The following is a 13,187-nucleotide window of genomic DNA, read 5'->3' as shown; positions in this document are numbered from 1 at the left end:
AAATCCAAATAGAGGATTTCATACGCTTTTATTGTATTTTTTGATAGATTTGTTCGTGTGGATTAAATTGCGTATAATGCGGCATGATATCCGAGAAACGAAGAGTTTCTTTATTTCCTAAACATAGGAATCCATTGTGACTTAAACTTTCATAAAATAGTTGCTGTACTTGGTTTTGAAGTTTACTCGTAAAGTAAATTAAAACGTTACGGCAAAGGATAATATGAAATTCGTTAAAAGATTGATCGGTTACTAAATTATGTTGTGCAAAAATAATGTTTTGTAACAGTGAAGGATTAAAATAAGCAAAACGACTATCCGTTGAATAATAGTTAGAAAATGCTTGTGTACCGCCAGCTTGTAAATAATTTTTCGTATAAGTTTGCATTTTATTTAATGGAAGAATACCTTGTTTTGCTTTTTCTAACACATTTGTATTCATATCTGTTGCGTAAATAACAGCTTTTTCACTTAATCCTTCTTCATGAAGTAAGATGGACATGGATAATACTTCTTCACCAGTGGCACATCCAGCATGCCAAATTCTAATTTCAGGATGCTTTCTTAATTCAGGAATAACATGCTCTCTTAGCGCCTTAAAAAAGATAGGGTTACGGAACATCTCAGTTACATTGATTGAGAAATCATTTAATAACTGTTCTAAAACCCCTTCCTCATGAATTACTTTTTCAATTAACTTTGAAATGGTAGGGATATTAGAAATCTGCATTCGATTACAAATCCGCCTATAAATAGATGTGCGAGCGTATTGGCGAAAATCAAATCCTGATAGTTTAAATACCGCTTCTAATAGTAAGTCAATTTCTAAGTTCGTACGCTTATCCGTATCTACTGATGGATCAAAATTATAATACTTATTTTCCACTGAAACGAAACCTCACTTATTTTATTAACCATACACTCATTACCGAATAGAGTTGATGTAAATTTAATGGTTTACTTATATAATCTGAAGCGCCAGCAGATAAACATTTTTCCTTATCATTTGGCATTGCTTTAGCAGTTAATGCGATAATAGGTATTTCATGTAACCCTAAGTTCATTCGGATATGTTCCATCGTTTCATAACCGTCCATATTTGGCATCATAATATCCATTAAAATAAGGTCGATATTTGTATTGTTTTTTAGTATTTCTAAACACTCTAGGCCGTTTTGTGCAGTAATGATATTGGCATGTTGTTTTTTTAATGCATTTTGTAATGCAAATATATTCCGATGATCATCATCGACAATTAAAATAGTTTTCTCTTGGAAGACGTTATTTGTTTCTGGAATCACGATAGTTTCCTCGACAACTTCAGCAGGAATAACTTCATCTACCGTTGCTGCGACTTCTAAATTGGACAACTGTACATCATGTAATCCATTTGGAAGGTTAGGAATATATACGGTGAAAGTACTGCCTTCTCCTACGTGACTCTGTAACGTAATCCAACCACCTAATAATCTAGCAAACTCTTTACAAATAGATAATCCTAATCCTGTACCACCATACTTCCGAATCGTTGCGCCATCTGCCTGTTGAAAGGCTTCGAAAATAAGTTGATGTTGTTCTTTAGCGATACCAATACCAGTATCTTTTACTGAAATTGTCATCCAGTCTTTACTTATAGACTGCATATCATCACTTAAATTGCTTGTTTCTATCGAATCGAAATGTAAAGAGACAGATCCTTTTTCCGTGAATTTAAATGCATTGGATAATAAGTTTTTAATAATTTGTTCAATCCGTTTTGCATCTGTATAAAACAGATCAGGAATCGTGTCACTGTCTTCAACAGTAAATTCAACATTTTTTTGTGCAGCGATATGTAAAAAGTTTTGCTGCATACTTGCTGCCATATCACTTATGTTCGTTGCTTCAAAAATGACATCTAGTTTTCCGGCTTCTACTTTCGATAAATCTAGTATGTCATTAATTAAAGTAAGTAAATCCTTCCCTGATGAATGAATGACGGTTGCCAATTCAATTTCATCATCGGATAAATGATTATCATGATTTTCTTTTAACATTTCAGATAATAGTAAAATACTATTTAACGGTGTGCGTAATTCATGTGACATATTTGCTAGAAATTCTGATTTATATTTTGAGCTACGTAACAACTCGCTTGCTTTTTCTTCTAATTCTAATTTAGTCACTTGTAAGTCAGCTGTCTTTTGCTCGGCCTCTTCCGTTCTAGACTCTAACTGTTCGTTCGTTGTTCGTAATTCCTCGGCTTGCATTTGTAGTTCTTCCGCTTGCGTTTGCAATTCTTCTGATTGAACTTGTAACTCTTCTGTCATTGCTTGTGATTCATGTAAAAGAGTTTGAATTCGCATACGTCCCATAATGCTGTGGATTGTTAAACCTAGATTATCAACAGTTTGGTGAATTAAATCTTGATGTAAATCTGAAATGTCAGTTACACTTACTAACTCCATTACTGCAATCACTTCATCCTCAAATAAGACAGGGATGACTAGTAAATTTTTAGGGCGTATTTCTAATAATCCAGTAGTAACGTAACGAAACTCTTCAGGTATGTCCCTAAGAATAAAACTTTTCTTTTCTAAAGCAGACTGTCCAATGAAACCTTCACCCATTTTAATGGATTGTTTTCCAATATCAATACCTTGATCGGCGAAAGAAGCTTTTTTCACAAAGTAGACAGTTTCTTCAACTTCTTCACGTACATAGAATGCACCGCAAGAAGTTTGCGTTTTTTGTATAATTCCACTCAAAATTTTGTTACCTAACATCTCAATAGAAGATACACCTTGATACATTAAAATTAATTCTGCAATCTCCGTTTGTAACCACTCTCTTTTAGATATTTCGTCTAGCAGATGGTTCGTTGTATGAGCAAGATCTTTTATTTCATCATGCGTATTTACATGAATTCTTTCCGTAATTTTTTCTTTAGAAGAAATGGATTTAATAGCTTGAATTACATTTTTAATCGTTTTTGTAATGGAATTGGAAATATAAAGTGAAACGATAATAGAAATACAAGATAGTAAGAACAATAAACTGTATAACCAAAGCTCTAATTTATTATTTTTAGTATCTAATTGTGCAGCTCTTTTTTTCGTTAATTGCTCCTCAGTGCTACGGAAGTCAGTTAGTTGTGATTGTAATGATTGGATTTCGGTAGTGTCGATTTCTTGTATTTTATTACTATTATGATTTGCAATTAACGGGTGAATCTCTTTATTCATCCAATTAGTAATGTTTCCGTTAATTTCTTTTAATTTTTCTTGCTGAGATGGATTATCTTCTAATAAAGAAAAAAGATTATGGTAATGTTTTTCATAATCTCTTTCGGCAGAGTTAAGAGATTGCAAATAGTTCGCGTTATTAGAAGTGATAAAGCCTTTCGCCTTATTTTCTATTGTTAGCAAGTCTTTTTCCACTTGGTTCGTTAAATTGAGAACTTTAAAATCGTGATCAATAATAAAATTACGAGATTTTTGTAAATTGGAAATCTGATTGTTTAACATAATAAAAGAAATAAGTAAAAACAAAATGATAACTAAATAACCAGCCATAATTTTGTAGCGAATACTAAATTTTGCTTCCGATTTCATTAAAAATTCCTACCTTCAAGGTTATTAAAAGTTTTCTATTTTAAAGAATGAAAAACGTAATATATATTATATCAGTTTTCATAAGGCCAAACTAGAAATCCCCCTATTGTATTAGGGGGTTCGTTTTGAATAGAGGAAATTATTTTGAAGTATAAAACTATATATGAAAAGTAACAATCGAGGGAATAGGGAGATAATAAAACCTTTAAGAAGGAAAGAGTGTTCTTAAAGCTCTTTTTGCATCTACTCCTTCAAATATAAATAATACAAGCTCCCTCTTTTTTACAGTAAGGAAAAATGATACTAATGTGCTTAAGTTTTTAATAGAAGTAAGTGTTCCTTGTTTACTTATAAATACATTTGTTTGAAATGTTGTCATTAAAGCATAAAAATGATGAATCTGCGTTATTGTAGGTGTTTCATTATAAAGAATAGTAGTAGAGTGAATGGCATTCATCGTAATATTCCTTTCCATATAATAAGCATAACAATATAAACATACCCGTTTTAAAAAATGTTAAACATATAAAATTTTAAAAATATAATTATAGTTTTTTACGTTTAAAAAGGGATGGTAAGGGTATACATATACCATAAAGAGATTAACCGAAGATGAATTGTAAAGTTCTAGTCTATAAAAATATACTTGTACTTTAAATAAAAAGGAGACTGTTACATATGGATAAAATGATAACGGATATTACATTTGATTTCATTTACTTGTTAAGTAGTTCTCTTGTAATCCTTTTATTATTGGCGTTTTTCGTAAATGGTTATGTGAATAAAAAAATTAGTGTATATAAAAATGAAGAGTAATAAAGATGTATGATATAAAACTTTAGGAGGTTAATAGTTATGAATGTAGATAGAAAAATAGTAGGTGTTTTTCAAACAATTGATGATGCAGCACTCGTTATTAATGAATTAAAGGAAAAAGGATATTCGGCAGATAACATTTCAGCTATTGCGAAAGATCAAAAGGAAATTGAACATCTGGAAGAAAAATCGGGTGAAAAAGTGAATCATGAAACTGCACATAAAGCGGATATCTTTTCAGCGACAGGGCTTGTAGCAGGAGGAGTAGCAGGCGGACTCGGTGGTTTATTAACAGGTCTTGGTGTACTTGCTGTATCTGGACTAGGCCCAATTGTAGCAGCAGGACCTATCGCAGCAGCTATTGGAGGAGCCGGTATTGGGGGAGGAGCTGGAAGTTTAATAGGAGCATTTATCGGCTTAGGAATCCCTGAAGAACATGCTAAAAAGTATGAAGAATATATTTACGATGGAAATATATTAATTTTAGTAGATGCAAAATTAGATGATAAGTTAGAAATCTATGAAATATTTGATAAGCATCATGCTTATAACTCGGATTTCTTTAAATAAAATGTAAACAAAGTAAATATCGTTTTTGATCTTACAACTTTGGCGCGACCGAGGAGTCGTATGACTATAAGAGAGGAAGGGCTTATAGTAAAAGATCAAGTCTTACTATGATATTGAAAAGGGGAGAGGTGTCTTTTCGTGATTGTAAAAATATTAAAGGATAGTAGTAATAGTTTCCTTTGTACAGTTCAAAATAAAAACGGAGAGAAGTATGTGAAGAAATGGTTTCGTAAACATGAAAATAATGAAGAATTAGGGCGACCAACTTTTAAAGAAGTAGAACGCGACTGGAAAGAAAATAGAGAATCGTTTATGTATCCAAATGTTAAAGCGCTTTATTAAACATACTAGGCATTTTATTATTACAAAACTGTCACATTCCTGTAAGGTAATTCAATAGATTCGTTGCTTGTTCCATGCCATAATAAAGACATAAGAAAGCTAATCAAAAAATATAAGTTATAGGAGAGTGTCAGTCATGATTGTAACAACAACGTCTGGAATTCAAGGTAAAGAAATTATTGAGTATATCGATATTGTAAATGGTGAAGCTATTATGGGTGCAAATATTGTCCGCGACTTATTCGCATCTGTTCGTGATGTTGTCGGTGGTCGTGCCGGTTCTTACGAAAGCAAGCTAAAAGAAGCTCGTGATATCGCAATGGATGAAATGAAAGAACTTGCAAAACAAAAAGGTGCGAACGCTATCGTTGGCGTTGACGTAGATTATGAAGTTGTTCGTGATGGAATGTTAATGGTTGCTGTAAGTGGTACAGCTGTACGTATATAAGTAAATAAAAAACAGGCTCACCCCTTGAAGCTTATGCTTTGAGGGGATTTTTTTAGGGGAAAGTATTCGATGTGATAGAAATTAAGTAGTGCAAATTATATTTTGAACGAACATATAGAAAGCTAATTATTATATTAGTACATGCAGTGTGAATTCCATCTATTATCTGAATCGGAAAAAGAGCATGTTGCAAACGTTTTATTATACGGATAATGTGATGTATAACTAATTTGTTAAAAATAAAAACTTATCTTTAACAAATTCACTGCATAGCATTCAATATTTGATTTAAAATTGTGAATTTTAAGAAAAATATTTATCAATTGGATAAATTTACATGATGTTTTTGAGAATGAGTTTTTACTTTAAAGTATGGATTAAGATACGATTCGATTCGATGAATAGTGGTTTGAAGAGATTATAAAGTTTCTTTCTATTTTGAAGAAAGGAGTTACCTTAAAGTGTAAATGGGGAGTAGGGATGGACAGAAAAGTAGAATGTTCAATTTAGGTCGGAAAATGAATATATTATTTAGCAAAAGGCGCTTCGGGCGCCTTTTGCTATACTAAGATGCTTTTCAATAATCTTGGTATATAGCGAGGAATTAATAGTTAGTAGAGATTTTTCTCAATAATCCTCCTGAAAAAAACATGGTAGAATCTAGAATATATTGATGATTCTTACTTTTATGGTGGAATGGGGGTATTTTAAAGACAGTGTTTATTTGATTATTAACTGGAATCTTCAGTATAAAAGGTTTACATGAATTCAAGAGATTTAAGTAGATTTTTAAAGTTTAAAAATATAATAAGAAAAGGTGGATTATTATGGAAATCGAAAAAAAAATAAAGAAGATATTAGTTTCTGAAATCTTTGTAGAGATTCCTGAGGAAAATATGGGGTTAGATGATAGTTTAAGAAATGAATTTGGAATTGATTCACTAGGCTTTGTAGAACTTCGAGTGAATTGTGAAGAAGAATTTGAAGTGAAAATTTCCGATGATGATTTTACTCCAGAAAATTTCCAATCAATTAACAGTGTTGCGAATTTAATACGAAGATTACAGCTTGTGAATAATTAGTTCATTTTGTATATGTACAAAAGAAGGGATGATTTTTTATGTCTAATACAAATACCTATAATCCTTCAATTGCTGAACTAGATTCTATATTATTAGGTCAAAAAATTCACTTTAATCATTACGGGAATAGTAAAATGCCTTTTGCTTGTTTGAGTGCAAAAGGTATTTCACAAACATTTATTAAAATGGACGGAGAAAATATTGGTGAGACTTTTGAGGTTCTTGATGTGAGTGGTGGTTATGGAAGCGCCTGTTTAGGTGCTTCTCACCCCGTGCCAAAACAGGCGCTTATAAGGGCGGTAGAAAATGTAGGGTATGTAACGGATGAGATCGCGTCTAAAGAACGCTCGCAACTTTTGGTGAATTTGCTGGGCCCAAATGGATTATGGAATCAATATTTTCCAGAATCTAGATATCGTGTGAGTGGTCGAAATTCAGGTTCTGAAGGAATGGAGTTAGCTCTAAGATTAATTTTAGAATCTCGCTTCGATACAAGAAATCTTAAATATAAGCCAGGGCTTGAAGAAAGAAATACAATCTTAGCCTTTGAAGGCGCTTGGCATGGTTGGACAAGTGGATTAGTTCCTTTACTAAACAGAAGACATTATCGGATAGGATTACCAAATACGTCTACGAGTGAACCATATGGCGTCAAAATAGATCATATACCATTTGGTGATTCAAAAGTATTAGAAGAATATTTTCAAGAAAAAAAGGATCAACTCTTAGCGGTTATTGTGGAACCGATTCAAGGGGATGCAGGAATTATTATTCCTCCTGAAGGGTACTTACGTCACTTATCAGGTTTATGCCAAAGTAATGAAACACTGCTAGTTGCGGATGAAGTATTGACGTTTGCAAAGACTGGTAAATACTTTGCGATGAATGATAAAGAGGGACATATTCCAACAGATATTACTGTAATTGGAAAAAGCCTTGGAATGGGAGTCCTATCTACTTCAATGGTTATTGCAAGAAAGGATTTAACTATCCGCAGCTCTGGTGGCGTGTCGACGTCAGATTTACGTCCTATAACGTGTGCTGTCATTAATGATGGGATTCAATTTATTGAAGAGGCTAAACTTTTGAGCAATGCGATAGAATTAGGGGAATATATTAAGCAATTAAGTACTGAGCTAGTTTTACAATTCCCTGATGTTTATCAGGAAGCCCGTGGTATCGGGGTAATGCATGGAATTGAGCTAACTGAAAAATCTACTGCTAAATTAGCAGAATTGAGAAATTGTATAATCCGTAATGGTGTATATGTTGAATTTATGGCTGGTGCAGGAAGGCGTTCTCATGGAAAGCGTTATATATATCCAACGATGAGAATAGCGCCAGCACTGATTTCGACAGAGCAAGAAATCCAAACTGTATTTGAAAGGTTATCTACAGCTTCTAAAGAATTTGAAGGAGTTATTATTTGATGCAGAAGTTATCCATATTAAATAAACGTGTAGAACATCTTGATACGGATGCATCGGGAGTGGTTCACTTCTCTAGGTATCCATCTTTAATGGAAACTGCGGTGTTGGAAAATTTAGATAATCTTAAAATAGGTATGCATGCGCTTGAATCTGAGCAATTAGATTTAGTAGTAAGTGAGATGAAGATTAAATATTTGTCTTCTGCTTATTTTTTAGATTATCTTTTGATTGATATTCAAATTAATCATATTGGTACGGCAAGTTTTAAAATTACAGGCGAAATTTATAGACAAGAACAAAACGGTGAAAAGACTTTATTATCAAGTGCAGAGATGACATACGTAATTGTAAATAAATGTAGTGGGGCGGTTTCACGTATGCCAAGTTACATGAAAAATACTTTGAAGGAGTGTTATGTTTAATGAACGTGACTACTGAAAAAAAAGCGAATGCAATTGGATTTACTGAGCTCAAAAAATGGCTTCGTCATCGACACCCAATGATTTATATTGATCGCGTATTAGATTATGAGCCGAGTGAATATTTCCAATGTATGATGTCGGTCTCAGGTACAATGGATTGTATTGCTGGTCACTTTCCTGAAAGAGCAATTTTTCCAGGGACCCATCTTACGCAATGTTTTGCTCAAGCTGGAATTGTATTTTATCAACTAAGTACAAGTCCTTTAGAAGAAGATGAACTGACTTTAATAGGATCAGTAAAAGCTAGATTTCTTAAGGTTATTGTGCCAGGAGACCAAGTGATTTTTAATTTGAAATGTGAAGGAATACAAGATAATAATAATACTTTTATTTTTTCTTGTAGGGCAACGGTAGATGGTAAGCCAGTTGCAGCGTTTAAAGGAACTTTAGTTCGTACTAAAATTGATACTTTAGGTGAACAACTATGGTAGAAAAGAATGGTGAATTACCGATTTGTATTACTGGAATGGCTTGGACGACATCATTAGGTTCTGATCTTGATAGTGTATGGGAGAAGTTGTTAGATGGGCATACAGGTGTATCCTGTATCCCTTCCTCTTATCCTCTTCGTAATAATTTGGCTGCGGCAGTCTCGAATATCTCTCTTGAATATAGAGAAAATGAACGTCAGCACATTTTAGCAGTTAAAACAATAGTAAGTGCTTTAACTCACGCTCAATTGGAATTGAATGATAAAAATATTCAAATTATCCTTGGTACTAGTTTTGGTTCTCATTTAGATGATCCCAGCTTTAATTCCTTACATGAATGGGCAATAAATATCTCAAATGAAGTGGGAGCTTATAATCCTCCTATATCATTAACTACTGCGTGTTCATCAGGGTCTGATAGTATTTTAGTAGGTGCTGAACTAATAAGGAATAAAAAGAAGGATATTTGTATTTGCGGGGGAGTAGATATTTTAACAAATAGTAAACGTCTTGCTCACTCGGCCTTAGGTACTATGTCTCCAAACTTTTTATACGCTTTTGATGAAAGACATGATGGAATGCTGCTTGGAGAAGGAGCGGGTTTTCTAGTTTTAGAATCCTATGAATCCGCTATAAGACGCTCTGCGACTATTCATGGTTATTTAAAAGGTACAGGAGCATCTAATGATGCAAGCGGGATGACATCACCAGATATGACTGGTGATAGTATTATTCTATCAGTTCAACGTGCTTTAAAGAATGCGAACTTAAATGTAGAGGATATTAACATTGTTAATGCTCATGGATCAGGGACCCCTGTTAATGATATGGTTGAGAAAACTAGTTTACATCGACTCTTTGGGGCTGGATATAAACAACCCGTCGTTTTTGCAACGAAAGGAGCTTTTGGGCATAGTTTAGGGGCTACAGGTATTTTGGAGGCCATCTCTGTAATTTTAGCTTTAAAAGATGCAAAAACACCTCCAATATATGGATTGCAAAAGCCTATGGAAGAATTTTCATTACCTTTATCTATTCAACAACCACATTCGTTTGAAGGAAAGATTGGAGCGAGTTTGACATTAGGATTTGGAGGGTTTAATACATGCTTAATATTCGAAGGGATCGATTAAATCTTGATATTTTTAATAATCAATTCACTCACTTGATTAGTTGTGAAGAATCAATAAGTACAGATTTGAATACAATCAAAAAAAGTGTACCGTCTATTTATGCAGATCCGGCAAGTTGGTTAGTGTTGGATGCTTTAGAAAAGGCGATCAAAACTTGTAACATAGATATTGAAAAGGATCGAATTGAAGTCGGGGTAATAGCTATAAGCGCACAATGTACCAAACATACAATGCATAGAATTGCTAATCAAGTAAAAGGTGGTAGAATATCCCCTATTCGCTTTGCAGGAGCAAATCCTGGTTCGTTAGCTGGTTTACCTTGTATTATATATGGATTTAAAGGACCATCATTAACATTTTCAATGTTACCGAATGATTGCTTAGAAACGGTGAATACGCTTTCTATTTCTTGGTTCAGGCAAAAAATAATTCGATTTCTTATTGTAAATTGCTATGAAATAGATGATTGTAATAACCATATAGCTACATCTTTTATTATTCAAGGATTAAAATAGCTATATATTTTAAAAGGAGGTAAGTATATGAATAATTCACTATACAAAATTCCCTTTTGTAAAACAGAAATTGAAGAATTTCTTAATCAAATTATAGATAGTGATAATACGGAAAATTCTGTAGAATTCGATGAAATATTAAACAAAATTGTTAAAACAGAAATTAAACCAGGTTCAGTTATTCTTATTGCTCTGCCAAATAGTAAAACTTTGGTTCAATATTATTTTGCTACTTTATTAGCTGGTGGAGTACCAACATTGTTGTCTCCGTCAACTTCATCAAGAAGGATAATGGAAATTGCCAATAGTTTAGGTGCAACAGCTATAATTGCTCCTAAACTAGCGGATTTTGTATCTTATTGTGAAAAGAATTATTCTATTGGCGATTTTAGAATGTCCTTTTTTAATTTGTTAAATAAAAAAATATATTCTCCTGGTGATGTCATTATTTTAACTTCTGGTACTTCAGGTATCTTGAGCGGTTGCCTTCATAATATTAATTCTTTAATATGTAATGCCCAAAGACATACAAAGTCAGTAAATTTAGTGGAAAGTGACATACTATTAATAAACTTACCACTGTATTATTCCTATGCTATGGTTGCTCAAATGCTAGCAGCTTTTGTTAGAAAATGTAGGTTAGTTATTTCAGGCCCCCCTTTTACACCGAAAAATTACATTAGTTTACTAGAAAAATATAAAATTACGATTTCATCTATTACACCTTTATTAGTTAAAAATTTATTAAAATCCAACTGTGGAATTCCTAATTCGTTGAAGACTTTAACTGTTGGTGGGGATTTTCTAAATCCTACATATACACAGCAACTTCTTAATTTATATCCTAATCTAGAATTATATTTAACTTACGGGTTAACTGAAGCTGGGCCTAGAGTTGCTACTTTGGCAGCACATAATGAACCGGTAGAAAAGTTTTTATCTGTTGGGCTACCGATGGAGGGAGTGGAGGTATCTTTAAAAAAACTCAATATAGATGATAATTCTGGGGAATTAATTATTACTTCAGATACCATACTGAAGAAAAAAGTTGGTCGAGATTTTAAAGGGAACCCAATTGTTGGACCAAATACTATAGCAACTGGAGATCTTTTTGAAATTGATTTAGATGGTTATCTATATTTTAAAGGGCGTATTTCAGATTTTATTATTACTAATGGAGAGAAAGTTTCTCTTTCCTCAATTAGAAATTTAATAAACTCTTTACCTGGCGTATATAAGGTTACAACGCAACCTTATCAAGTAGAGGAGGGAGAATATAAATATGATTTAAATATATATATAGATAATGAAGATTTATATATGAAAGAAGAACTAAAAAAAAATATTTATCAATTACTTTTGCGTAATGAAAGGCCTTATGCAATTCGCGTCTATCCAGCACAAGCTATTCAAGCTCACAAATAACTGAAATGAGGTAGATATCTTTGTTTAAGTTTAAAATGTTCTGTTTTTCACATGCAGGCGGTACAGTGAGACACTTCTATAAGTGGAAAAGACAACAACAATTTGATATTGAAATCATTCCTATTGAATTGGCTGGACGTGGAGGTAGAGTAAAGGAGCCTTTTTACAAAAATATGGAATCTGCTGTTCAAGATTTATATAATAAAATTGTTAAACAAATTGATGAGACACCATATGTGATTTTAGGGCATAGCATGGGTGGAATATTAGCATTTGAAATAACAAAAAAAATCCAACAGAGTGCTCACAATTTACCGATATTTGTAATAGTTTCTGGTAGAAGGCCTCCACATATTATAATCAATCAGTTTCCGGCTTCCCATTCAGAGCATGATATAAAGGAGATTCTTACAAACTTGAAAAAAATAGGGGGAGTCCCTGAAAATCTAGGGAATTCTAGTATATCTGAATTGTTTTTACCAGTATTAAAAGCGGATTTAGAATTAATACAAACGTATGACTATTATTTAAATAATATAAAATTAAACGCTCCACTTCTCATATTGTATGCAAATAATGATCCCCTCACAAAAGAAAAGCATATAGAAGAATGGGATTGCTATACAATTAAATCATGTGAGTTCATTGAATTTGAAGGGGATCACTTTTTTATTTATAAAGAAAGGGATAAGGTGTTAGGGTTAGTTTCTGAAAAATTTGCTAATCTATGGAGAGATAATATTATGAACTAAATAGGTTTATCAACACATATTGTTTTTTTCTTACTCTAGTCATATGATTGCATTTCATGTCTAGACTATTCTTTATATTTGTACACGCTAGAAATCTTATTGGCGCTATTAATGTTTTTATATAGTAAGCTAATAAAATTTTGGTGAAATATTATTTCTCATACTCCC

At 32.7% G+C, this 13,187-nt stretch carries 15 protein-coding genes; 12 read left to right on the top strand and 3 right to left on the bottom strand.

Annotation, left to right across the window (positions count from 1 at the left end; translation table 11 throughout):
* Positions 1 to 28 precede the first annotated feature (28 nt).
* From MR070_RS19630 to MR070_RS19620, 3 genes are all read right to left on the bottom strand, one after another.
* Positions 29 to 886: a CheR family methyltransferase gene (locus MR070_RS19630; RefSeq protein ID WP_000429056.1), complete on the bottom strand. Its 858-nt coding sequence runs from the start codon at positions 884 to 886 to the stop codon at positions 29 to 31.
* Positions 887 to 902: 16 nt separating this feature from the next.
* Positions 903 to 3,593 (bottom strand): response regulator, encoded by a 2,691-nt coding sequence (locus MR070_RS19625; RefSeq protein ID WP_242261852.1) that lies wholly within the window; start codon positions 3,591 to 3,593, stop codon positions 903 to 905.
* Positions 3,594 to 3,798: 205 nt separating this feature from the next.
* Positions 3,799 to 4,050, bottom strand: coding sequence for a hypothetical protein (locus tag MR070_RS19620; RefSeq protein ID WP_000991340.1), 252 nt, complete (start codon positions 4,048 to 4,050; stop codon positions 3,799 to 3,801).
* Positions 4,051 to 4,271: 221 nt separating this feature from the next.
* On the opposite strand from MR070_RS19620, the gene MR070_RS19615 reads away from it, so the two are divergent.
* From MR070_RS19615 to MR070_RS19560, 12 genes are all read left to right on the top strand, one after another.
* Positions 4,272 to 4,409 (top strand): hypothetical protein, encoded by a 138-nt coding sequence (locus MR070_RS19615; protein ID WP_000359813.1) that lies wholly within the window; start codon positions 4,272 to 4,274, stop codon positions 4,407 to 4,409.
* Positions 4,410 to 4,448: 39 nt separating this feature from the next.
* On the top strand, positions 4,449 to 4,979 hold the full coding sequence (locus MR070_RS19610) for a general stress protein (protein WP_242261851.1): 531 nt from the start codon (positions 4,449 to 4,451) through the stop codon (positions 4,977 to 4,979).
* Between the two features lie 138 nt (positions 4,980 to 5,117).
* A complete protein-coding gene (locus MR070_RS19605) occupies positions 5,118 to 5,321 on the top strand; it encodes a DUF4028 family protein (protein ID WP_000635855.1) in 204 nt (67 codons plus the stop codon).
* Between the two features lie 136 nt (positions 5,322 to 5,457).
* On the top strand, positions 5,458 to 5,769 hold the full coding sequence (locus MR070_RS19600) for a YbjQ family protein (protein ID WP_000637511.1): 312 nt from the start codon (positions 5,458 to 5,460) through the stop codon (positions 5,767 to 5,769).
* Positions 5,770 to 6,596: 827 nt separating this feature from the next.
* Positions 6,597 to 6,851: an acyl carrier protein gene (locus tag MR070_RS19595; RefSeq protein ID WP_000402044.1), complete on the top strand. Its 255-nt coding sequence runs from the start codon at positions 6,597 to 6,599 to the stop codon at positions 6,849 to 6,851.
* A 38-nt stretch (positions 6,852 to 6,889) separates the two neighbouring features.
* On the top strand, positions 6,890 to 8,281 hold the full coding sequence (locus tag MR070_RS19590; protein WP_000072516.1) for an aminotransferase class III-fold pyridoxal phosphate-dependent enzyme: 1,392 nt from the start codon (positions 6,890 to 6,892) through the stop codon (positions 8,279 to 8,281).
* Positions 8,281 to 8,703 (top strand): acyl-CoA thioesterase, encoded by a 423-nt coding sequence (locus MR070_RS19585; protein ID WP_001170968.1) that lies wholly within the window; start codon positions 8,281 to 8,283, stop codon positions 8,701 to 8,703. The genes MR070_RS19590 and MR070_RS19585 overlap by 1 nt, the downstream gene beginning before the upstream one ends.
* Positions 8,703 to 9,194: a 3-hydroxyacyl-ACP dehydratase FabZ family protein gene (locus tag MR070_RS19580; RefSeq protein ID WP_001103442.1), complete on the top strand. Its 492-nt coding sequence runs from the start codon at positions 8,703 to 8,705 to the stop codon at positions 9,192 to 9,194. The genes MR070_RS19585 and MR070_RS19580 overlap by 1 nt, the downstream gene beginning before the upstream one ends.
* On the top strand, positions 9,188 to 10,327 hold the full coding sequence (locus MR070_RS19575) for a beta-ketoacyl-[acyl-carrier-protein] synthase family protein (RefSeq protein WP_000229582.1): 1,140 nt from the start codon (positions 9,188 to 9,190) through the stop codon (positions 10,325 to 10,327). The genes MR070_RS19580 and MR070_RS19575 overlap by 7 nt, the downstream gene beginning before the upstream one ends.
* Positions 10,300 to 10,842 (top strand): beta-ketoacyl-[acyl-carrier-protein] synthase family protein, encoded by a 543-nt coding sequence (locus tag MR070_RS19570; protein WP_000932275.1) that lies wholly within the window; start codon positions 10,300 to 10,302, stop codon positions 10,840 to 10,842. The genes MR070_RS19575 and MR070_RS19570 overlap by 28 nt, the downstream gene beginning before the upstream one ends.
* Positions 10,843 to 10,869: 27 nt before the next feature.
* On the top strand, positions 10,870 to 12,267 hold the full coding sequence (locus MR070_RS19565) for an AMP-binding protein (RefSeq protein ID WP_001065821.1): 1,398 nt from the start codon (positions 10,870 to 10,872) through the stop codon (positions 12,265 to 12,267).
* 20 nt (positions 12,268 to 12,287) lie between these two features.
* The gene (locus MR070_RS19560) at positions 12,288 to 13,019 is read left to right on the top strand and encodes a thioesterase II family protein (protein WP_000472251.1); all 732 of its coding nucleotides are present in this window, start codon (positions 12,288 to 12,290) and stop codon (positions 13,017 to 13,019) included.
* Positions 13,020 to 13,187: the final 168 nt, after the last annotated feature.

The organism is Bacillus cereus group sp. BfR-BA-01453, assembly GCF_022662915.1.
Taxonomy (GTDB): domain Bacteria; phylum Bacillota; class Bacilli; order Bacillales; family Bacillaceae_G; genus Bacillus_A; species Bacillus_A paranthracis.
Note: the sequence above shows the minus strand (reverse complement) of the source record. Positions and strands in the feature narration are given on the sequence as shown.

Excerpts from the sequence above, each read along its gene's own strand:
- MR070_RS19570 (WP_000932275.1), top strand. The coding sequence starts at position 10,300 with ATGCTTAATATTCGAAGGGATCGATTAAATCTTGATATTTTTAATAAT.
- MR070_RS19610 (WP_242261851.1), top strand. The coding sequence starts at position 4,449 with ATGAATGTAGATAGAAAAATAGTAGGTGTTTTTCAAACAATTGATGAT.
- MR070_RS19565 (WP_001065821.1), top strand. The coding sequence starts at position 10,870 with ATGAATAATTCACTATACAAAATTCCCTTTTGTAAAACAGAAATTGAA.
- MR070_RS19625 (WP_242261852.1), bottom strand. The coding sequence starts at position 3,593 with ATGAAATCGGAAGCAAAATTTAGTATTCGCTACAAAATTATGGCTGGT.
- MR070_RS19585 (WP_001170968.1), top strand. The coding sequence starts at position 8,281 with ATGCAGAAGTTATCCATATTAAATAAACGTGTAGAACATCTTGATACG.
- MR070_RS19615 (WP_000359813.1), top strand. The coding sequence starts at position 4,272 with ATGGATAAAATGATAACGGATATTACATTTGATTTCATTTACTTGTTA.
- MR070_RS19590 (WP_000072516.1), top strand. The coding sequence starts at position 6,890 with ATGTCTAATACAAATACCTATAATCCTTCAATTGCTGAACTAGATTCT.
- MR070_RS19580 (WP_001103442.1), top strand. The coding sequence starts at position 8,703 with ATGAACGTGACTACTGAAAAAAAAGCGAATGCAATTGGATTTACTGAG.
- MR070_RS19600 (WP_000637511.1), top strand. The coding sequence starts at position 5,458 with ATGATTGTAACAACAACGTCTGGAATTCAAGGTAAAGAAATTATTGAG.
- MR070_RS19595 (WP_000402044.1), top strand. The coding sequence starts at position 6,597 with ATGGAAATCGAAAAAAAAATAAAGAAGATATTAGTTTCTGAAATCTTT.
- MR070_RS19575 (WP_000229582.1), top strand. The coding sequence starts at position 9,188 with ATGGTAGAAAAGAATGGTGAATTACCGATTTGTATTACTGGAATGGCT.
- MR070_RS19620 (WP_000991340.1), bottom strand. The coding sequence starts at position 4,050 with ATGAATGCCATTCACTCTACTACTATTCTTTATAATGAAACACCTACA.